Here is a 21,808-nt window from a genome sequence, read left to right on the forward strand (position 1 = left end):
GTCCTGCCGGGGCGCCCCGGTGAGCTGGCGGGCCAGGTCGTCGGCGGTCGGGCGGCGGGCCGGTTCGGTGGCCAGGCAGGCGGTCACCAGGGCGGCCGTCCGGGCGGGCAGGCCGGGCACGTCCAACGGCGGGACCGGGGTACCGGCGCGCTGCGCGGCGATCGCGTCGGCCCAGGTCTCCCCGGGCAGCGGGAGGCGCCCGGTGAGGCTGGCATAGAGCAGCACCCCGAGGGCGTACACGTCGCTGGCGGGGTTGGGTGGGCCGGCGCCGAGCCGCTCCGGGGCGGTGTAGGCGGGGGTACCCATCAGCGGGCCGGTGTCGCCCTGGTGGCCGCCGGGCACCGCGAGGGCGGCGATCCCGAAGTCGAGCACCTTCGCCCCGGTGGCGGTGAGCATCACGTTGGCCGGTTTGATGTCGCGGTGCACCACCCCGATGGCGTGCGCGGCGGCCAGCGCCCCGGCCACCTGGGCGCCGAGGGCCACCGCGTCCCGCCACGGCAACGGACCGGCGGTCAGCCGGTCGGCCAGGGTGCGGCCCTGCACCAGTTCCATGACCAGGTACGGCACCGGTACCCCGCCGGGCAGGGTGGCCTCGCCGTAGTCGTAGACCTGGGTGACGTGCGGGTGGGTGAGCCGGGCGGCGGCCCGGGCCTCCCGCTGGATGACCGCGCGCAGTGCCGGGTCGCTCGCCAGGGGCGAGGCGAGCACCTTCACCGCCACGGGACGGTGCAGTACGTCGTCATCGGCGTACCACACCTCCGACATCCCGCCCGAGCCGATGCGCTCGCGCAGGACGTACCGGTCGTGCAGCCGCAACTGCGGGGTGAACGGCGACATGGTGGCGAGTCTGCCTGCTCGGTCGGGAACGGTGGTAGTGGGGTACGTCGGCCGCGCTCAGTCCTTGCGGACGACGGCGGCGTAGATGCCGGCCTCGGCGGCGGTGGGCCGGGGCTGCGGTTCGTGTTCCGCCCGCCAGTGCGCGACCGACGTGATCCCCGGCTCGATCATGCTGAGCCCGGGTCGGTCGAGGAACCGGACGAACTCGTCCCGGCTGCGCAGGATGATCGTCCCGTGCTGGCCCTCGGCGTTGGCGCTCTCCCGGGCCGCAGCCGCTACCTGCGGCGGCAGGTAGTCGTCGGTGGCGTGCGAGGCGACCAGGTAGCTGCCGACGGGCAGGGCGTCCAGCAGCCGGTCGACGATCGTGTACGGGTCGTCCCGGTCGTGGATGAAGTGCAGGATGGCCACCAGCATCAACGCGACCGGCTGGTCGAGGTCGATGGTGCGGCGCAGGTCGGGGTGGCCCAGGATGGTGTCCACGTCCCGCAGGTCGGCGTCGATGTACGCGGTGGCGCCCTCGGGGGCGCTGGTGAGCAGGGCGCGGGCGTGGGCCAGCACGATCGGGTCGTTGTCGACGTAGACCACCCGACTCTCCGGGGCGATCGACTGGGCCACCTCGTGGGTGTTGTCGGCGGTCGGGATGCCGGTGCCGATGTCCAGGAACTGCCGGATACCGGCCTCCCTGGTCAGGTAGGCGACGGCCCGGCGCAGGAAGCCACGGTTCTCCAGGGCGGCGAGCCGGATGGTGGGGAACGCGGCGGCGATGGCGTCCCCGGACTCCCGGTCGGCCTGGAAGTTGTCCTTCCCGCCGAGCCAGTAGTTGTACCGCCGGGCCGGATGCGGGACGGAGGTGTCGATCCGGTCCGCCGGACTGGTACCGACCTGCGCGCCGGACTCTTCGCTGTGCACCATTGCCTCCCGGGTCACCCACGGCGCGCCGAGTGTCCACTGTCGCCGTTCGGTGCCCCATCGTAGTGTGCGGCCCGCACCGGGGACTCCCCTGGTCAGCCGTCCAGGTCGGCGAGGATCCTGCGCAGGATGTCCGGCGTACGCTCCGGCGGGTCGGCCTCCACGCAGACCCGCTCCATGGCTACCGCGTAGTGGTCGACGTCGTCACGTTTGTCGAGGTAGAGCGCGCTGGTGAGCTGTTCGATGTAGACGATGTCGGGCAGGTCGGCGTCGGGGAAGCGCAGGATGGTGAAGGCGGTCCCGGCGGCGGCGTGCCCACCTGCCGAGAAGGGGATCACCTGGAGCCGGATGTTGGGCAACCGGGTGGCCTCGATCAGCGCTTCGAGCTGACCACGCATGACCTTCGGCCCACCGATGGGGCGGCGCAGTACGGCCTCGTCGACCACCGCCCACAGCTGGGGTGCGCCGGGCCGGGTGAGCAGTTCCTGCCGTTCCATCCGCAGGTTGACCCGGCGGTCGATCTCGTCGACCGGGGCCCGGCCGTGTCCGAGGAGCACCACCGCCCGGGCGTACTCCCGGCTCTGCAACAGGCCCGGCACGAACTGCACCTCGTAGGTGCGGATCAGCGACGCCGCCGCCTCCAGGCCGAGGTACGACTGGAACCAGTTGGGCAGTACGTCGCCGTACCGGTGCCACCAGCCGGGGCTGTTGGCCTGGCGGGCCAGCCCGAGCAGTGCCTCCCGCTCGTCCGGGTCGGTGACGCCGTAGAGCGTGAGCAGGTCCGCGACGTCACGTTCCTTGAAGCCGACCCGGCCCAGTTCCATCCGGCTGATCTTCGATTCCGAGGAGCGGATCTCCCAGCCGGCGGCCTCCCGGGACACGCCCTGGGACTCCCGGAGCCGTCGCAACTGGGAGCCGAGCAGCATCCGCAGCACTGTCGGGCCGGTGGCCGGTCCGGTCTCCGGTTGAACGGTCATCACGCGCCGACCTCCATACAGCCCAGTCAGGTAGGGGAGGCTCCCTGACTGACGTGTAAGCATGCCATGAGCTGACAGTGAGACGAAGCGGACGACCGGTCCCCGCCGTTCGGCCGGTCGGAGCGGTCAGGCGATCAGGTGATCGAAGTCGCCGTCCCGCGCGCCGAGCACGAAGGCGGCGATCTCGTCGACGGTGTAGATGAGCGCGGGGCCCTCCGGGTGACGTGAGTTACGGAGGGCGATGCCCGCCCCGCCGGGCAGCTCAGCCAGCTCGACGCAGTTGCCGCTGGGGTTGCTGCGGCGGCTCTTCTGCCAGTCCAGTGGCGGCAACTCGGTGGTGGAGACGCCGTTGGGTGGCTGCTTCATCGGTGTGTGTTCTCCAAAGCCTGTGGCGGTTCGAGGAGGCCCGGGAGTCGGCATGGCGACCGCGCGCGATCCAGTGTGGTGCATCTGCACGTGCATCTGCTATTGCATCTGCACCGGACAGCGAGCATGATAACGCACGTGCAATGGTATTCACCTACGCACGATGAGTGACCGTCGATCGGTTCTCAGCTGGGAAAACAGCGGCCGGACGGCTGCCGGCCCCGGGGCGCCCGGGGCCTGCGGCCGGGCTGCGGAGGGCTACACGGAGTGACGGGGGAGGTGCGATGCCGGAGCCTCTGACGCTCATCGCCGGAGCCGCCGCCGTCACCGCCGCCACCACGGGATGGCACATGCGCCGCCGGGCGCTGCGCGCCGAGGCAGAATTGGTCAACCTGCGCCGGGAACTGGTGGCGGAGCGGCACGCGGCCAGCCACGACCCGCTCACCGGGCTGCCCAACCGGCGCGCGTTCTTCCGGATCGGCTCGGCCCTGCTGGCCGACCCCGAGCGCCGGCCGCTCACTGCCGTGGTGCTCGACCTCAACGACTTCAAGCAGATCAACGACCGGTTCGGGCACGCCGCCGGTGACCACGTCCTGGTCACCGTGGCCCAGCGGTTCGCCGTCTTCGCCGGCGACAACCTGATCGCCCGGCTCGGCGGGGACGAGTTCGCCGGGCTGCTGCACAGCCCCGGCCCGGACCGCCGCTGGACCGAGCGGGTGGCCCGGCAACTCACCGAGACCGTGGGCGCGCCGATCATCCTGAACAGCCTCACCCTGCGGGTCGGCGCCTCGGTCGGGCTCGCCCCGATCACCAGCCCGGTACCGCTCGCCGAGGCGCTCTGCCGGGCGGACGCGGCGATGTACCGCAAGAAGAGCCTCACCGCCCGGACCCGGCCGCCCCGGCAGCTCGTCGAGCACGCCCACCCCGTCGACGCCTGAGCGTCGCCGGCCGCCCGACCGACCCCCCGATTCGCGAATACTTCATGTCGTCCGGTTCAGCATTGCTCCCATCGCCTTTCCATGCCGTCCGGGATCGGGGTCCGATCAATTCGCCGTCGGTCCATGATTTTACACCGACCATCGTCGATGAAATTCTTTATTGACGCGTTGGATCCATGTCAGACTGAGGGCGTCAGCTGACAGGTCCAGAAAGCGGAATGAGCGATCAGCGCCACACCGGACGGCGCGGATCGCGACGGGGAAAGGAAGAATCCGCATGTCGATCAGGAAAGCTCTGACCCCGGCCGCCCTCGCGGCGGTCGTACTCACCGGAATTCTCGTCAACGCACCGGCTGCGCAGGCCAGCGGCGGGGTCTGCAACCCGGGCTGCACGTCCCACGTGGAGTTCGCCTCCTACGGGGAGATCCTCACCGTCCACGACTACGCGGCCAACGGCCGGTCCACGGTCGCCCTGCTCGATATCAACCGCGACGGCTCGTATTCGCAGTACTGGAATGGACTCGGCTACGATGCTCCGCCCGCCGAGTTCAATCTGGAAATCGGCGAAGGTGTCGCCATCCGCTACAAGGCGTGCGAGGGATATCTGAGCACCGGCGAAATCTTCAACTGTAGCGGCTGGTACAACGACGTCGCCTAGGTAGGACGCGGGCCCGGTCGCCGAAAGAGTCGAGCGTGATACCTGTCCGGCATTTTCATACCGGACAGGTATCACGCTCAACAGCATCCGGCCACGTCGGACCGGGCCGGACGGCGTCAGCCGACCGGTACGGGCGCCTTCACCGCCTCGGCCTCGGGTACCGGGACCGCAGCGGCCTCGGCCCGACGGCGCTCGCGTTCCTGTGCACCGATCAGGTCGTCGGGCAACGAGTCGGGTACCTCCACGTCGAACCGGCGCAGGGTCCGGATGGCGAACCCGCCGAGGGTCACCAGGACCAACGCGAACCCGAACACCAGGTACGCGAAACCGATCCCCCGGCCCGGCCCGGTACCGATCACCGCACCCACCGAACCGGCCAACGCGCCGCCCGGGGCGAGCATCGGCTCGAACAGCGCGGTGGCGCCCGGGGCGAGGATGGCGAAGCCGATCGGCAGGGTGGACCAGGTGATGGTCTGGTTCAGCGCGAAGACCCGGCCGTGGTACCGCTGCGGCACCTTCACCTGCACGATGGTGGCGTAGATGCTCTGCGCCGTGGTCATCGCCATGGCCAGCCAGAACGCACCGACCGAGATCCACACCACCGACGGGTCCAACCCGACCACCATGCAGCCGAGGGCGGTGCCGAGGTTGCCCAGCAGCACCCCGATCATCCGCCGCTGCGGCGGACCACCCCACAGCGACATCAGGATGCCACCGGCCACCGCGCCGAGCGCCTCGGCCAGCGCCACCTGGGCCACCTGGGTCGCCGTGGCGAACGACAGCACCAGCGGGGTGGTCAGCACCAGCACCGGGGCCAGGAAGATGTTGCCCAGCGCGAAGTAGCCGAGCATCAACCGGAAACCCTTGTGGTTCCACGAGTAGCGCAGGCCGTTGGCGATGGCCACCAGCAGCCGTTCCCGGGGCCGCCAGCCGAGCAGGTCCGGGAAGCGGACCACGGCCAGCGTGGCCACCGCCACCAGGTAGCTCGCCACGTCGATGAGCAGGATGCCCTTGAGCTCGATGGCGGCGAGCAGACCGGCGGCGAAGACCGGCATCAGCAGCATGGCGAAGCCGTTGGTGAGCTGCGTGATGCCCATCGCGTGCCCGAGGTAGCGCTTCGGCACCAGCTGCGGTACGGACGACTGGAAGGCGATCCGCTGGAACGACGCCGCCACCTGACTCAACGCCACCAGCAGATAGATGTGCCAGAGGTGCAGGTTGTCCGTCCAGAGCAGGGCGGCCAGCACCAACTGGACGCTACCGGCGCTGGAACTGGCGATCATCATGATCTTCCGGCGGCTGATCCGGTCGGTGACCGCACCGGCCACCGGCAGCATGAGTACACCGCAGATCAGCGCCAGCGCCCAGAGCATCCCGAGGTTGGCCACCGAACCGGTCTGGGTGAACAGCCAGATCGGCAGGGCGAACGCGGTCAGCGCCGAACCGGTCGTGGAGACCAGTTGCCCGGCGGTGATCGCCACGAACCGGCCCATGCTCGGCTTCACCACGTCGGCGCGGGCCGACGTCTGGAGCCCGATCCGCTGCCAGTCCCGGACCGTCCAGGCGGCGTCCTCACCCCGGGCCGCCGGCTCCAGCGCCGAGGTGTCCCCCGCCGCGATCGCCGGATGCACCCGGGTGACGATCTCGGCCAGCTCGTCGGCCCGGTACTTCAGGAAGAAGTGCCCCGCCTGGTCGAGCACGACCAGGCCGACCGTGTCGCTGAGGAACTGCCACTCGGCGTACCGCTCGGTGAAGTAGTCGGTGACCGGATCCTCCGAGCCGACCACCGAGATGATCGGCGCGCGCAGCTTCTCCGCCCGCCGGTCCAGCAGCCCGGTGAAGTACTCCTCCGAGGCGCGGGAGTCCGCGCGCATGTTGGAGATGATCCGGTCGGCCTGCTCCGGGTCCAGCTCGCTGGTGTCGACACCCATCGACTTGAGCCAGCTCGCGTAGTGCCGGTTGCTGCGCAGCTTCTCCATCCGGGTCCGCGCCGCCGCGAAGAGCCCCTTCGGGCGGGCGAACGGGAACATCGCCCCGATGTAGACCGCGGTCAGCTCCCGGCCGGCGGCCTCCAGCTTGCGGGCCACCTCGGCGGTGATCGCGCTACCCACCCCGCAGTGCCCGTACAGGGCGACCGGCCCGGTGATCCGCTCCACGATCTCGTCGGCCACCCGGGTGGTCAGCTCGTCGAACGGCAGGCCCGCCTCGTCCAGACCGACGTCGTGACCGGGGATGGCCAGCGAGTAGAGCGCGTGACCGGCCGGCAGCGCGTCGGCGAGCGGCTGGTAGACGATGGCGCTGCCACCGCCGTACGGCACGCAGACGTAGGTCAGGGTGCGCTTCGCCTCGGGGATCGGCTTGGTCAGCTCGTAGAGCAGCCGACGCGGCCCGTCCTCCTGTTCCCCTGAGCCGTCGATGAACGCGGCCAGCTCGCGGATGGTCCGCTTCTGGAACAGGTCCATCACGCCGACCGCCCGGCCGGACTCGTTGACCCGCCGGATCTTCGCCACGACCTGGGTGGCGAGCATCGAATGTCCGCCCAGGTCGAAGAAGTCGTCGTCGATGCCGAGCGTCGGTACGCCGAGCACCTCCGACCACATGCCGGCGAGCATCCGCTCGGTGTCGGTACGCGGCTCGACCAGTTCGACGGAGGCTTCCCGGGACACCACCGGCGCGGGCAGGGCCTTGCGGTCCAGCTTGCCGTTCGGCGTCAGCGGCAGGACGTCCAGGGTGACGAACGCGGTCGGCACCATGTACTCCGGCAGCCGGTCCTTCAGCGTCGTCTTCAACGCCGCCGGCTCGGCCTCCCCGACCAGGTACGCCGTCAGCCGCTTGTCGCCCGGGGTGTCCTCGCGGACGATCACGACCGCCTCGGTGATCCCGGCGCAGTCACGTAGCGCGCTCTCGATCTCGCCCAGCTCGATCCGCAGGCCACGCAGCTTGACCTGGTGGTCGATCCGGCCGAGGAACTCGATGACGCCACCGCCGTCCGGGGTGGCCCGCCAGCGGGCCAGGTCGCCGGTGCGGTAGAGCCGGGCGCCCGGCTCGGTGCCGAACGGGTCGGGTACGAACCGCTCGGCGGTCAGCGCCGGGCGACGGTGGTAGCCACGGGCCAGCCCGACGCCGCCGATGTGCAGCTCCCCGGCGACCCCGACCCCGGCCGGCTGACCGGCGTCGTCGAGCACGTGCAGCCGGATGTTGGCGATCGGGGCGCCGATCGGCACGCTGGTCGCCCCGGCCAGCGCCGCGGGGGCGCAGTGCCAGGACGAGACGTCGATCGCCGCCTCGGTCGGGCCGTACAGGTTGTGCAGCCCGCAGTGCGGGAACCGGGCGGTGAAGTCCTGCGCCGAGGCCAGCGTCAGTTCCTCGCCGCTGCAGATCACCCGGCGCAGCGCGGTGCACGCCTCGATGCCCTCCTCGCCGAGGAAGACGGTCAGCATCGACGGGACGAAGTGGGCGGTGGTGACCCGCTCGGCGACCAACAGGTCCCGCAGGTAGCCGGCGTCCTTGTGACCGCCCGGCTTGGCCAGGACCAGCCGCGCGCCGGTCTGCAACGGCCAGAAGAACTCCCACACCGACACGTCGAAACTGGCCGGGGTCTTCTGGAGCACCGCGTCGTCGGCGCCGAGCCGGTACGTCTTCTGCATCCAGTCCAGCCGGTTGACGATGCCCCGGTGGGTGTTCGGTACCCCCTTGGGCCGGCCGGTGGAGCCGGAGGTGTAGATGACGTACGCCAGGTTGCCGGGGCCGGCGGTGGCCACCGGGTCGGTGTCCGGCTGGTCCGCCCAGAGCGTCGGGTCGTCCAACGCCAGCACGGTGGCGTCGGTGGCCGGCAGCACGTCACGCAGGTGCTCCTGCACCAGCACCACCGGTGCCGCCGCGTCGGTGACCATGAACGCCAACCGGTCGGCCGGGTACTCCGGGTCCAGGGGCAGGTACGCGCCACCGGCCTTGACCACGCCGAGCAGACCGGCGACGAGTTCCACCGACCGTTCCGCGCAGACCCCGACCAGGGTCTCCGGACCGACGCCGGCCGCCCGCAGCCGGTGCGCGATCCGGTTCGCCATCGCGTTCAGCTCGGCGTACGACACCGAGCGTCCCTCGAAGGTGATCGCCGGGGCGTCCGGGGTCCGGGCCACCTGCTCCTCGACCAGGCCGTGCAGGGTGGCCGCCGCCGGGAAGTCGGCGGTGGTGTCGTTCCACGCCCCGGTGAGCAGCGCCCGTTCCTGGTCGCCGAGCATGCCGAGCCGGGAGACCGGGGTCTGCGGCGCGGCGACGATCGAGGTGAGCAGGGCGTCCCAGCGGGTGGCGATCCGCTCGACGGTCTCCCGGGTGAACAGGTCGGTGTTGAAGACCAGCTTCCCCCAGAGCCCCTCCGGGACCTCCACCACGTGCAGTTCGAAGTCGAACCGGGTGGCCCGCAGCTCCATCGGGGTCCACCGGAACGACACGTCCGACCCGGCCGCCGCCGAGGTGAACCGGCCCATCTCGTAGTTCTGCAGCACGAACATGGCCTGGAACACCGGCGAGCGGCTGACGTCACGCGGCAGCCCCATCTCCTGGACGACCTTCGCGAACGGCACGTCGGCGTGCTCGAAGCCGTCCAGCACGGTCCGCTTCGTCCGGGCCAGCAGCTCGGCGAAGGTCGGATCGCCGGAGAGGTCCGCGCGCAGCGGCAGCATGTTGATGAACATGCCGACCACGTTCTCCAGCTCCGGTGCGGACCGGCCGGCCACCGACGCGCCGACGGCGAAGTCGTCCTGCCGGGAGTGCCGGGCCAGCAGCACGTGGTACGCGGCGAGCAGGGTCATGAACATGGTGCCGCCCGCGTCGCGGGTCAGCGCGGCCAGCCTGTCGGTGACCTCCCGCCCGACGGTGAACTCGACGAAGTCACCGTGGTAGGTCTGGGTGGCCGGGCGGGGCAGGTCCAGCGGCAGTTCCAGCGGGGTGATCCCGGCGAGCTGCTGCTTCCAGTAGTCGACATGCCGGCGGGACTCCGGCCCGGCCAGCGCCTCGGCCTCCCAGGCGGCGAAGTCGCCGTACTGCACGGGCAGTTCGGGCGGCTCGCCACCGTGGTAGCAGGTGATCAGGTCGCGCAGCAGCACGTCCACCGACCAGCCGTCGCCGACGATGTGGTGCTTGCTGATCAGCAGGAAGTGGTCGTCGGCGGCGAGCCGGACCAGCAGGGCCCGCATCAGCGGCCCGTCGGTCAGGTCGAACGGTTCCATCGCGGCGGCGTCGACCAGCGCCTGGGCGGCGGTCTCGTCGGCCGCCGTCTCGATGCGCAACGGCACGTCGACCGTGTCGGCCACCACCACGGTCGGCCGCCCGTCGGCGTCGGCCGGGAACCGGGTACGCAGCGCCTCGTGCCGCTGCGTCAACGCGGCCAGGGCCGCCCGGAGCCGGTCGACGTCCAGCGGGCCGGTGACCCGCAGCGGGATCGCGATGTGGTACGCCGCCTCGCCCGGGGCGATCTGGTCCATGAACCAGACCCGCTCCTGGGCGTACGACAGCGGGGTCGTGCTGCCCGCCGGTCGACGCGGAATGCCGGTCTTCGCGGCAGCCGCCTTGCGCCGCCGTAACCGCTGCGCGACCAGGGCCCGCCGGGCCGCCTCGTCGGCGGTCTCGGCGGCGGGTTTCAGGTCTGTCATGTCTCGTTACCCTCTTCCGCCGCGAGCAGCGCGGCGACCTCTGCCTCGGACAACCCGTCCACCTCGGCGGCGATCAGCGCCTCGATCTGGGCGGCCAGGTCGGCCACCACCGGGTGACTGAACAGCGCCCGCATCGGCAGATCCACCTCGACCTCGGCCCGGATCCGGGACATCGCCCGCATCCCGCGCAGCGAGTTGCCGCCCAGGACGAAGAAGTCGTCCAGGGCTCCGACCTTCTCCACCTTGAGGATCTCGGCGAACACCTCGGCGACCAGCGCCTCGGCGTCGGTACGCGGCGCCACGTACCCGGCACCGGCGGGCACACCGCCGGTCGGGGCGGGCAGTGCCGCCCGGTCGAGCTTGCCGTTGGGTGTCAACGGCAGCGCGTCCAACCCGACGATCGCCGACGGCACCAGGTGCGCGGGCAGGGTACGGGCCAGTTCGGCGGTGAGCGTGCCGCTGTCCGCCTCCCCCACCACGTACGCCACCAGGGCCGGCTCACCGTCGTCGGTGCGGACGGTGACCACCGCCTCGCGGACCCCGGGCAGTGCCAGCAGGGTCGACTCGATCTCGCCGAGTTCGATGCGCATACCGCGCACCTTCACCTGCTGGTCGGCCCGGCCCAGGTAGTCCAGGGTGCCGTCGGCCCGCCAGCGGGCCAGGTCACCGGTGCGGTACATCCGCCGTCCCGGTGCCCCGAACGGGCAGGGCAGGAAGCGTTCGGCGGTCAGCGCCGGGCGCCGCAGGTAGCCCCGGGCCACCTGGTCACCGGCGACGTACAGCTCGCCGACCACACCCGGCGGCACCGGCCGCAACGCCGCGTCCAGCAGGTACGCCTCGACGTTCCACACCGGGGTGCCGATGGTGACCGGTCCGGCCGGCAGCTCCGCGCCGGGCGCGATGCGGGCCGCCACGCAGCCCACCGTCGCCTCGGTCGGCCCGTACTCGTTGATCACCGCCACGTCCGGGTGGGCGGCCCGCCACTCGGCCAGCATCTCGGCGGTCAACGCCTCGCCACCGATCACCAGGTCGGTGGTCGGGGAGAGGTCCCCGTCGAGCAGCGGCAGGTGGCTGGGGGTGACCTTGAGGAAGTCCGGTCGACCGCCGGCCCGCGCCGTGGACTCGTCGATCCCGGCGAGCCGGACGGTGCCCCCGGCGGTCAGCGGGCCGAGCAGCCCGGTGACGGTCAGGTCGAACGCCACCGGCGAGTGCAGCAGCGCGGTACCGGCCAGCCCCGGATAGGTGGCCCGGGCCCAGGCCAGGTACGCGTCGACCGAGCGGTGCTCGACCACCACGCCCTTGGGGCGCCCGGTCGAACCGGAGGTGTAGATGACGTACGCCGGGTGGGCCGGGTCCAGCGGGGCCCGCCGGTCGGCGTCGGTGAGGTCGTGCTCCGGTCCGGTCGACGCGTCGGCGTCGACGCGGAGAAGCGAACCGGCCTCCTCGGCGTCGACCAGCAGCGCGTCGGCCGGTACCAGGGCGGCGGTGGCCCGGGTGGCCAGCACCAGCGCCGGTTCGGCGTCGTCGAGCAGGTACCCGATCCGGGCCGCCGGGTAGCCGGTGTCGACCGGTACGTAGGCGGCACCCGACTTGAGCACGGCGAGGATCGCCACGACCAGCTCGACCGAACGGGGTACCACCAGGGCGACCCGGGTCTCCGGGCCGGCGCCCCGCCCGACCAGCACCCGGGCCAGCCGGTTCGCGGCGGCGTTGAGCCGGGCGTAGCTCAGCTGCACGCCGTCGCAGACCAGCGCGGTGGCGTCCGGGGTGGCCGCCACCTGCTGCTCGATACGTGCGGTGACCGTGGATCCGGCGACCGGGTGGGCGGTGTCGTTCCAGGTCCGCAGGACCAGGTCCCGTTCGGCGTCGGCCAGCAACGGCAGCTCGGACAGCCGCTGCCCCGGGTCGGCGACCGCCCCGGCGAGCAGCCGGACGTACCGGTCGACGATGGCCTCGGCGGTGCGGCGGTCGAACAGCGCGGTGCGGTACAGCAGCCGGCTGGTCTGCGCGGTGACGTCGAAGGCCAGGTCGTCCTTGGTGGTGCCGAGCAGCACCGGGTCGATGCCGCTGTCCGGGATGAAGTTGAACGCGGCCTGGAAGACCGGCTGCACCGACGGGTCCCGGTGCGGGGCGACCGCCTCGACGATCCGCTGGAAGGGGGTCTGCCCGTGGTCCATCGCGTCGACCAGGTCCCGCTTGACCCGCTCCAGCAGCTCCGCGAAGGTCGGGTCGCCGGACAGGTCGCAGCGCAGCGCGACCGGGTTGACGAACATGCCGATCAGGTCGGCCAGCTCGGCCCGGTCCCGGCCGGCGGTGGACACCCCGACCACCAGGTCGCCGGTGCCGCAGATCCGGCCGAGCAGCGCGGCGTACGCGCTGAGCAGCACCATGAACCCGGTCGCCGACGAGGCGGTGGCCAGGGCGTTCACCCGGTCGAGCAGCCCTTCGGGCAGGGTGAAGTGCACCTCGTCCCCGGCGAAGCCGAGCTGCGCCGGCCGGGGCCGGTCCAGCGGCAGGGCGGTCACCGGCGGCGCGTCGGCCAACCGGGCCCGCCAGAAGTCGAGCTGCCGGTCCAGTTCCGCCCCGGCGAGCTGGTCACGCTGCCAGACCGCGTAGTCGGCGTACTGGATGGACAGCTCCGGCAGCTGCGGTTCGGTACCGGCCAGCACGGCCCGGCTGATCTCGGCCACCTCCCGGTCGAACAGCAGCACCGAGTGGCTGTCGAAGACCGCGTGGTGGGCCACGAAGAGCAGGTACCAGTCGGCGTCGCCGAGCTGGACCAGGCGGGCCCGCCACGGTGGCGGGGTGTCCAGCGGGATCGGCGTCCGGGCCAGCTCACCGGCCAGGTCGTTGAGCCGCTGCTGCTGCTCCGGGGTGCTCAGGCCCCGCAGGTCGTCGACGGGCAGGTCGACCGGGCCGGCCTCCCGGACCACCTGCACCAGGGCGCCGTCGTCCATCCGCAGGTGGGTACGGAGCGCCTCGTGCCGGGCGACCACCCGGGTCAGTACCCCGGTGGCCTGCTCCCGGGTCAGTCCGGGGGCGAAGTGCCACGGGCTGGAGACGTTGTAGACCGGGGAGCCGGTGTCGAGTTGGTTGGCGATCCAGACCCGTTCCTGGGCGTACGACGCCGGGAAGGTCCACTCCTTCGGCGGTGATCCGGTCATGCCGTGGCCGCCTCGCGTACCGACCGGGGACGCATGTCGGTCCAGACGGTGTCGACGTGCGCCAGGCACTCCTCGCGGGTGCCGGCGAACCCGGCGTCGTACCAGCCGGCCGGCAGCTCACGCTCGGCCGACCAGATCGAGTACTGGTCCTCGTCGTTGCGGACCACGAGGAATCGGGGCTCGGCCATCACTTCGCTCCAGGGGTGTTCGGGGTGTACGCCTCGGCCATGGCCACCGCGATCTTGCGGGGGCCGGTGAAGGGTTCGCGTCCGTGCGCGGCGGTCATGTTGTCGACCACCACCACGTCGTCCTTGGCGTAGTCGAAGCGCACCGACGCCTCGCGGTACGCCGCGCGCAGGTGGTCCATCACGTCGTCGGGGATCCGGCCACCGTCGCCGTAGTAGGTGTTGGTGGGCAGCCCCTCCTCCCCGAACATGTCGAGCAGGCCCTCCTGGAGGTCCTTCGCCAGGGTGGTCACGTGGAAGAAGGTGGCGTGGTTGAACCACCGGGGCACGTCCGAGCCGGGCCGGTAGTGCACCGCGTCGCGGACCGACCGGGTACGCAGCCCGTCGGCGCCGGTCCACTCGATGTCGATGCGGTTGCGGGCGCAGTACGCGGCGACCTCGTCCCGGTCCTCGGTGTTGAACACGTGCTGCCACCGGGTACCGAAGTCGCCGTGGAAGTTGCGCACCACCATCCACCGGCGACGGACGAACTCCTCACGGACCGCCGGGTCGATCAGGTCGTACACCCGGCGCACGTCGGCCAGCGGGGTGGCGCCCTGGGTCTCCGGCGGGGTGACGCAGTAGAAGAACAGCGTCAGCGGCCAGGCCGCCTGGTAGGAGTTCTCGTTGTGCAGGAAGATCTCCTCGTCCGGCGGGTAGTCCGTCGAGGTGTAGACGTTGCCCTTGATCGAGTGTCGGGGTGACGACCGCTCGTGGTAGGTCAGCGGCTCGCCGGCCAGGGCCCGGACCACCGCGTCGAACCCGTCGACGCCGCCCACGTCGAAGCCCCGGAACAGCAGCGCGCCGTGTTCGACGAGGCTGGCCCGCAGTTCCTCCCGCCGGCCCGCGATCAGCTCCGTCAGCGCGGTGCCGTCGCTCTCCACGACCAACGGCAGGGTGGCGACCGTGTCACTCATGGCTGTGTCTCCTGTCCTTCTGTCTCAGGCACGCGGCAGTCGGGGGATGCTGCCGCTCTCGGTCGGGGCGGGTGGCTGCTCCGCCGGGGTGGCCGCCCGCAGTTCCTCGATCCGGGCGGCCAGCCCGGCCACCGTGGGCGTCTCGAAGAGGCTGCGCATCGGCAGGCGTACCCCGGTCGCCTTGCGCATCGCGGCGATCAGCTGCACGGCGACCAGCGAGTTGCCGCCGAGGGCGAAGAAGTCGTCGTCCACGCCGACCACGTCGACGCCGAGTCCCTCCCGCCAGACCTGCGCGATGGTCGCCTCCAACTCGGTCATCGGCGTACCGGAGGCGTCGGCCGCGCCGGTCGCGCCGCCCGCCGTGGTCGCGGAGTCGCCGGCGAGGCTGTCCGTGGTGACCCGTCGGGCCCGGTCGAGGATGTCCGCGACCGTCCGGGTGGCGATCACCACCTGGGCGCCGAGCCCGGCGGCGACGCTGCGGCGGAACGCCTCGGCACCGTCGACCGGCCGGATGTCCTCGGTGAGCGCCCCGGCGGCCGGGGTGTCACCGGTGCCGGCCGGGCCGGTCAGCCCACCGGTCACCGCGTCCTGGTCGACCCGGCGCAGCACGAAGTCGCTGATCGCGACGATCTCCACCCCGTCGGTGTCCACCAGGGACAGGTCGGCGGAGACGACCTCGTCGGTGGAGCTGTCCCGGTAGCGCAGGTAGGAGTAGAAGGTCGTCGGCAGCGGGCCGCGTACCACGATCCGGCCGTAGGACAGCGGCAGGTAGGTGCCCTCACCGCGACCCCGCCCGAACGCGGTCGCCACGTCCAGCAGCGCCGGGTGCAGCCCCCACGCGGTCACGTCGCCGACCGCCCCCTCGGGCAGGGTGATCAGGGCGAGTTCCTCGTTCTGCCCCAGGTGGTGTTCGCGCAGCGAGTTCCACCGGGGACCGAAGGTCAGCATGCTGGTCCGGCCCCGACCGAACGACGAGTCGTCGTCGATCCGGCGGCAGCGGGCCACCACCTCGGCGATCCGCAGCGGCGCCGGCGTGGCCTCGGTGGTCCGGCCCGCCGAGCCCCGCACGTGGGTCCGGAGCTGCCCGGCGGCCAGGCTCTGGACCACGAAGTCGGTCTCCCCGCCGTCGCCGGTCAGCTCGACCCGGTACTGGGCGACCGTGCCGTCCGGCACCGCGAACGGCTCCAGGAACGCCACGTCCCGCAACTCCACCGCACCGTCGGCGTCGTCGCCGGTCGCCGCGACGGCGGCCCGCGCACACTCCAGGTGACCGGTACCCGGCACCACCGGTACCCCGCCGATGCGGTGCTCGTCGAGCAGCCAGTGGCTGCCGGCCGAGACCAGCCCGTGCAGCACGGTCTCCCCGGCCCCGGTGACCAGGCTGGTCAGCACCGGGTGGTCGACCGGGGTGGTGACGGTGTCCCGGCCCACCGCCCGGAACCCGGCCGGAGCGTTGGTCTCCACGGCCATGCCGACCTCGGCCCAGCCGCCCCAGTTCTGCGACAGCACCGGCGCCCGGAAACCGTGCCCACCCCGGGCGTACGCGTCGAGGAAGTTGTTCGCCGCGCAGTAGTCGACCTGACCGAACCCACCGGCCACGGCGGTGATCGACGAGCAGAGCACCACGAAGTCCAGCGGCAGGTCACCGAAGACCTGCGCCAGCGCCAACGTGCCGGCCAGCTTCGGGGCGAGCACCCGCTCCGCCTCGGCCCGCTCCTTGATCTCCGCCATGCCACCACCGGGCAGACCGGCGGCGTGCACGATGCCGTCGATCCCGCCGAACGCCGCCTCGGCCTCGGCCCGGACCCGGCGCAGGTCCGCCGGGTCGGTCACGTCGGCGGCGAGGACCCGCACCTCGGCCCCGGCGGCCTCCATCCGGCGGATCGCCGCGATGGCCCGACCGGCCCGGTCCGCGCCGTGCACCGCGAGGTGGTCGTCCCACTGCTCGCGCGCCGGCAGACCCGAGCGGGCCAGCAGCACCAGCTTCGCCCGGTGCCGCTGGGCGAGGTCCTCGGCCAGGGTGATGCCGATACCGCCGAGACCACCGGTGATGACGTACCGGCCACCGTCGCGCAGCGCGTCCGGCTGCGCCGTACCGTCGAGGGTGACCTGCTCGTAGCCGCCCACCCAGCGGCGGCCGCTGCGCAGCGCCACCTCGGCCGGGGCGTCCGCCGGCCGGGTCAGCTCGGCCAGTACGGCGTCCACCGCGTCGACCGACGGGTCGGCGTCGACCAGCCGCACGGTGACCCCGGGCAGCTCGACCGGGAGCACCCGGGCCAGGCCGAACAGGGTCGCGTGCTCGGGGCGGACCAGGTCGTCGCCACGGACGTCGCCGACCCCGGCGGTGACCAGGTCCAGCCGCAGCGCGGCGGTACCCTCACCGGCGGTCAGCCCCGCCCCGGCCAACGCCTGGGTCAGGTGCAGCACGCTGAAGAAACCCCGGTCCTGGGCGGCCCAACCGGCGGTGATGTCGGTACCGGCCGGCAGCCCGTCCAGGGTGAACGCGTGCACGATCCGGGCCGGTACCCCGGCCGGGGCGAGCGCCCCGACCAGCGCGTCGTAGTCCTCGCGTACCCCGGGGCGCAGCGTGCAGCCGGCGTCGGTCGCGGCGAACGTGTCGCCCGCGCGGACCTCGACCGGCTCGGCGCCGGCCGCCCGCAGCCCGGCCAACAGCGCGTCGGCGCGCGGACCGTCGGCGAACACCAGCACCCGGCCGAGCGGCTCGGTCCGCAGCTCCGGCCCGGCCTGCCGCCAGGTCGGTACCGCGAACCAGTCGGCCAGCGGCCGGGGCCCGGCCGGCGCGGGCGCCTCGACGGCCGCCTGCACCGGGTCCGGGTCGATCCAGTAGCGCTTGCGTTCGAACGGGTACACCGGCAGCGGCACCCGACGGGCGTCCGGGTCGACGTCCAGGCGCACCGGCGCGCCCTGCGCCCAGAGGGTGCCGGCGGCGGTCCACAGGGTGGCCAGGTCGCCGGTGCTGTCCCCCGGCCCGGGGAGGCTGGCCAGCGGGACCAGCGCCTTCTGCTCGGCGGAACCCTTGGCGACCTGCATCCGGGCCAGGTTCGCCAACTGCTTGCCCGGACCGCACTCCAGCAGCGCCCAGGTGCCCTCGGCGAGCAGGTTGGCCACGCAGTCACCGAACCGGACCGGCTGGCGCAGGTGCGCCGCCCAGTACGCCGGGTCGGTGGCCTGCTCGGCGGTGATCCAGGTACCGGTCACGTTGGACAGGAACGGCACCGCCGGGGCGCGGCGGGTGGTGGCCGCGACCAGGGCGGTGAACTCCGGCAGGATCGGTTCCATCATCGGCGAGTGGAACGCGTGCGAGGTGCGCAGCAGCTTCGTCTTGCCCTTGCGGGCCTCGGCGAACGCGGCGACCACGTCGGTCTCGCCGGCCACCACGCAGGTGCCCGGCCCGTTGACCGTGGCGATGGCGAGCCCCTCGGGCAGCTGCGGGCCCACCACCGACTCGTCCAGCGAGACGGCGGCCATCGACCCGGCCGGCAGCGACTGCATCAGCCGGCCCCGGGCGGCGACCAGGCGCAGCGCGTCCGGCAGGGTGAACACCCCGGCCACCGTCGCCGCCACGTACTCGCCGATGGAGTGGCCGATCATGGCGGCCGGACGGGTGCCGTAGCCGGCCCAGAGCTGCGCCAGGGCGTACTCGACGACGAAGAGCGCAGGCTGGGTGAACCGGGTCTGGTTGAGCTTCTCGCCCGCCTCCGGGTCCCGGCCGAGGATCAGGTCCCGGATGTCCAGGCCCAGTTCGGGGGCGAGCAGCGCGGCGCACTCGTCGACCACGGCCGCGAAGGCCGGTTCCTCGGTGTAGAGCTGCGCGCCCATGCCGGCGTACTGGGCGCCCTGACCGGAGAAGAGGAACGCCACCCGGGGCGCACCGGCCTGGCCGAGCACCCCGGACAGGTGCCGGCGCTTGGTCCGCAGCGCGGTGACCGCGTCGGCCACGTCGGTGACCACCACGGCGGTGCGGTGCGGGTAGTCGGGCCGCCCGGTCCGCAGGGTGTGCGCCACGTCGCCCAGGTACTCGGCGGTGCCCTCCGGCGCGCCGGCCAGGTGGTCGGCGAGCCGGTCGACGGCGGCGGCCAGCGCGGTCGGCGTCTTCGCCGACAGCGGCAGCAGGTGCGCCGGGCGGATCCGGCGGTGCCCGGCCCGGTGCGCGGCCGGCGCCTCCTCCAGCACCACGTGCGCGTTGGTGCCGCCGATGCCGAACGAGCTGACCCCGGCCCGGCGGGGCGCCCCGTCGGTGTCCCACTTGGTCAGCGTGTTCGCCACGTAGAACGGGGTGTCGGCGAAGTCGATGGCCGGGTTGGCGGTCTCGTAGTTGATGGTCGGCGGGATCAGCCCGTGCTCCATCGCCAGCACCGTCTTGATCACGCTGACGATGCCGGAGGGCTGGCTGAGGTGCCCGATGTTGGACTTGACCGAGCCGATCCCGCACCAGCCCCGGTCGTCGGTGTCCCGGGTGTAGACCGCCGACAGGGCGGCCACCTCGATCGGGTCGCCCATCGCGGTACCGGTGCCGTGCGCCTCGACGTAGCTGATGGTGCGCGGGTCGATCCCGGCCATGTCGACCGCCTGCGCGATCGCGCCCATCTGCCCGTCGACGCTCGGCGCGGTGAAACCGACCTTGCCGGCGCCGTCGTTGTTGATGGCGTTGCCGCGCACCACGGCCCGGATGGTGTCGCCGTCGGCGATCGCGTCGGAGAGCCGCTTGAGCAGCGTCACCCCGACCCCGCTGCCCCACACGGTGCCGTTGGCACCGGCGTCGAACGGCCGGCACTTGCCGTCCGGGGAGGTGAAGCCCTCCATGCCCATGTACCCGACGCCGTGCGGCAGCTCGATGTTGACCCCACCGGCCAGCGCCATGTCGCACTCACCGTTGCGCAGCGCCTCGCAGGCGAGGTGGAACGCGACCAGCGAGGTGGAGCAGGCGGTGTGCACGGTCATGCTCGGCCCGCGCAGGTCCAGCTTGTACGACACGTTGGTGGCCACGTAGTTCGGCGAGTTGCCGGTGGCCAGGGAGACCGTGCCGTGCGGGGAACCGCTGGCCCGCTTGTTCCGCATGATGTGGTTGGTCAGGTAGTAGTTGCCGCCGGTACCGGCGTACACGGCGATCGCGCCGTCGTAGCGGGCCGGGTCGTAGCCGCCGTCCTGCAACGCGGTGTAGCAGGACTCCAGGAACAGCCGGTGCTGCGGGTCCATGATCTCCGCCTCGCGGGCGGTCATGCCGAACAGCGCGGCGTCGAGTTCGTCGAACCCGTCGACCATGGGGGAACTGTTCACCCAGCTCGGGTCGTCGACCTCACTGACCTTCGCGCCCCGGGCGAGCTGTTCCTCCCGGGTGTACGTGGTCGACGACTCGACGCCGTCGACCAGGTTGCGCCAGAACTGGTGCACGTCGGGGGCGCCGGGTAGGCGCGCGGCCAGACCGACGATGGCGATCGGTTCGATGCCGTCGGAGGTGACGTGGTCGGCTGTGGGGAGGTTGTCCATCTGTAGTTCCTTCATTCCGCAGTGCCGGTGGGTCGACGGGGTGGGGTACGGCGGGGACGGTTGCGACGGGCGGCGGCGCGCATCGCGGCGCGGGCCAGTTCCGGGCGGTCCGCCGCGCCGTCCAGGTGGGCGGCGAGAGCGCGGATCGTCGGGTAGCGGAACAGGTCGAGCATCGGCATCGACCGGCCGGTCTCGGCGGTCAGCCGGGCGTGCACGGCGGCTAGGGCCATGGAGTGGCCGCCGATGTCGAAGAAGTTGTCGGTGACGCCGACCCGGTCCCGGCCGAGCACCTCCCGCCAGATCGCGGCGATCAGTGTCTCGGTCTCGGTGAGCGCGTCCGGACCGGCGGGGACCACCGGCCGGGGTGCCTCACCGGCCGCGACGGTCATCGCGCCGAGCCGGGCGGTACGGACCGCCGGCCGGGGCAGGTGCGGTGCCACCTGGTCGGCGGGCAGCTCCGGAGCGGCGACCAGCGCCTCCACCAGGGCCACCAGGTCGGCCAGCAGGGCGTCGATCCGGTCGGCGTCGAACAGGTCCGGGTTGTAGACCACCTCGACGGCCAGCCGGCCGTCCCGCTGCACCACGTAGACGGTGATGTCGAACGGCGACCCCGGTTTGTCGACCACGACCGGCTCGACCGTGCAGCCGGGCAGGTCCAGGTCCGGCTCGGTGAAGTTCAGGACGTTGAACAGCACCTGGATCAGCGGCGCCCGGGCGGTGTCCCGGCCCACGCCGAGGGCCTCCACGATCCGCTCCAGCGGCGCCCCGGGGTGCTCGGTGGACTCCCGCAGCTCCCCCGCGCACCGCCCGACCAGGTCGGTGAAGCTCAGCCCGGCGGTACGCAGCCGGACCGGCACGGTGTCGATGAAGAAGCCGATCACGTCGTCGAACTCGGCCAGCCGGCGGTCGGCCACCACCGCGCCGACGATGTGGTCGTCGACCCCGGTGAGCCGGCTGAGCAGCAGCCCGAAGCCGGCGAGCAGCACCCCGGCCGGGGTACTACCGGACCGGGCGGCCAGGTCCCGCACGGCGGCGTCGGTGGCCGCGTCGAACCGCGCCGCCGCCTCCGCACCCGCGTACGTCTGCACGGCCGGGCGGGGCCGGTCCCGGGGCAGGTCCAGCACGGTGGGCGCGCCGGCCAGGTGCCCGGTCCACCAGTCCAGGTCGGCCGGTCCCCGGCGGCGGTCCCGCTCGGCCCGCCAGACCGCGTAGTCGGCGTACCCGGCCCGCAGCGGGGGCAGCTCCGGCCGGTCCCCGGCCAGCGCGGTGCGGTAGGCCGCCGCCAGGTCGGTGTAGAGGGGTGCCTGGGACCAGCCGTCGAAGACCGCGTGGTGCAGGGTGACCGCCACCACGTGGTCGTCGGCGGCGAGCCGGTACACGGTGACCTGCCAGGCCGGGCCGGTGGCCAGGTCGAAGGAGTGGCCGGCCCCGGCGGCGAGCATGGTCCGCAGTTCGGTGGCCTGGTCGGCGCTGCCGGTGAGGTCCACCACGGGTACGGCGACGTCGGTGGGTTCCTCGCACACCGCGTACGGCACCCCGGCGGTCTGCGGTACCCGCCAGCGCAGCACGTCGTGCCGTTCGGCGACGGCCCGCAGCGCCGCCCCGAGGGCCGGTACGTCCAGCGGGCCGCGTACCCGGTTGGCCAACGCGATGTTGTAG

General features: G+C 72.5%; 12 protein-coding genes. 2 read left to right on the forward strand and 10 right to left on the reverse strand.

Annotation, left to right across the window (positions count from 1 at the left end; translation table 11 throughout):
• The 4 genes from GSF22_RS12925 to GSF22_RS12940 all read right to left on the reverse strand — a co-directional run.
• Nucleotides 1-837, reverse strand: an 837-nt coding sequence (locus tag GSF22_RS12925) for a serine/threonine-protein kinase (protein WP_208813792.1), incomplete at its 3' end; no start/stop codon positions are given.
• Nucleotides 838-894: 57 nt separating this feature from the next.
• Entirely contained in the window at nt 895-1,749 is an 855-nt protein-coding gene (locus GSF22_RS12930; RefSeq protein WP_208813802.1) for an SAM-dependent methyltransferase, read from the reverse strand.
• Between the two features lie 92 nt (nt 1,750-1,841).
• A complete protein-coding gene (locus GSF22_RS12935; protein ID WP_244367296.1) occupies nt 1,842-2,723 on the reverse strand; it encodes a helix-turn-helix domain-containing protein in 882 nt (293 codons plus the stop codon).
• A 126-nt stretch (nt 2,724-2,849) separates the two neighbouring features.
• Nucleotides 2,850-3,089, reverse strand: a complete 240-nt coding sequence (locus GSF22_RS12940; protein ID WP_208813794.1) for a DUF397 domain-containing protein — start codon at nt 3,087-3,089, stop codon at nt 2,850-2,852.
• 284 nt (nt 3,090-3,373) lie between these two features.
• Between GSF22_RS12940 and GSF22_RS12945 the strand changes: the two genes are divergently transcribed.
• Nucleotides 3,374-4,027: a GGDEF domain-containing protein gene (locus GSF22_RS12945; protein WP_208813795.1), complete on the forward strand. Its 654-nt coding sequence runs from the start codon at nt 3,374-3,376 to the stop codon at nt 4,025-4,027.
• A 277-nt stretch (nt 4,028-4,304) separates the two neighbouring features.
• On the forward strand, nt 4,305-4,685 hold the full coding sequence (locus GSF22_RS12950) for a hypothetical protein (RefSeq protein ID WP_208813796.1): 381 nt from the start codon (nt 4,305-4,307) through the stop codon (nt 4,683-4,685).
• A gap of 116 nt (nt 4,686-4,801) precedes the next feature.
• Here GSF22_RS12950 and GSF22_RS12955 read toward each other — a convergent pair whose 3' ends face one another.
• The 6 genes from GSF22_RS12955 to GSF22_RS12980 form a co-directional block, all read right to left on the reverse strand.
• Nucleotides 4,802-10,336: a non-ribosomal peptide synthetase/MFS transporter gene (locus tag GSF22_RS12955; protein ID WP_208813797.1), complete on the reverse strand. Its 5,535-nt coding sequence runs from the start codon at nt 10,334-10,336 to the stop codon at nt 4,802-4,804.
• Nucleotides 10,333-13,500 carry a non-ribosomal peptide synthetase gene (locus tag GSF22_RS12960; RefSeq protein ID WP_208813798.1) on the reverse strand — a complete coding sequence of 1,056 codons (3,168 nt, stop codon included), beginning with the start codon at nt 13,498-13,500 and terminating at the stop codon, nt 10,333-10,335. Before GSF22_RS12960 ends, GSF22_RS12955 begins: the two co-directional genes overlap by 4 nt.
• Entirely contained in the window at nt 13,497-13,688 is a 192-nt protein-coding gene (locus GSF22_RS12965) for an MbtH family protein (RefSeq protein WP_208813799.1), read from the reverse strand. Before GSF22_RS12965 ends, GSF22_RS12960 begins: the two co-directional genes overlap by 4 nt.
• Nucleotides 13,688-14,641: a TauD/TfdA family dioxygenase gene (locus GSF22_RS12970; protein WP_208813800.1), complete on the reverse strand. Its 954-nt coding sequence runs from the start codon at nt 14,639-14,641 to the stop codon at nt 13,688-13,690. The genes GSF22_RS12965 and GSF22_RS12970 overlap by 1 nt, the downstream gene beginning before the upstream one ends.
• A 24-nt stretch (nt 14,642-14,665) precedes the next feature.
• Nucleotides 14,666-20,149, reverse strand: a complete 5,484-nt coding sequence (locus GSF22_RS12975; RefSeq protein WP_208813801.1) for a type I polyketide synthase — start codon at nt 20,147-20,149, stop codon at nt 14,666-14,668.
• Nucleotides 20,150-20,160: 11 nt separating this feature from the next.
• The coding region (locus GSF22_RS12980) for a condensation domain-containing protein (RefSeq protein WP_244367298.1) at nt 20,161-21,808 on the reverse strand (1,648 nt) is incomplete at its 5' end.

It is taken from the genome of Micromonospora echinofusca, from assembly GCF_017614955.1.
Lineage (GTDB): Bacteria > Actinomycetota > Actinomycetes > Mycobacteriales > Micromonosporaceae > Micromonospora > Micromonospora echinofusca_A.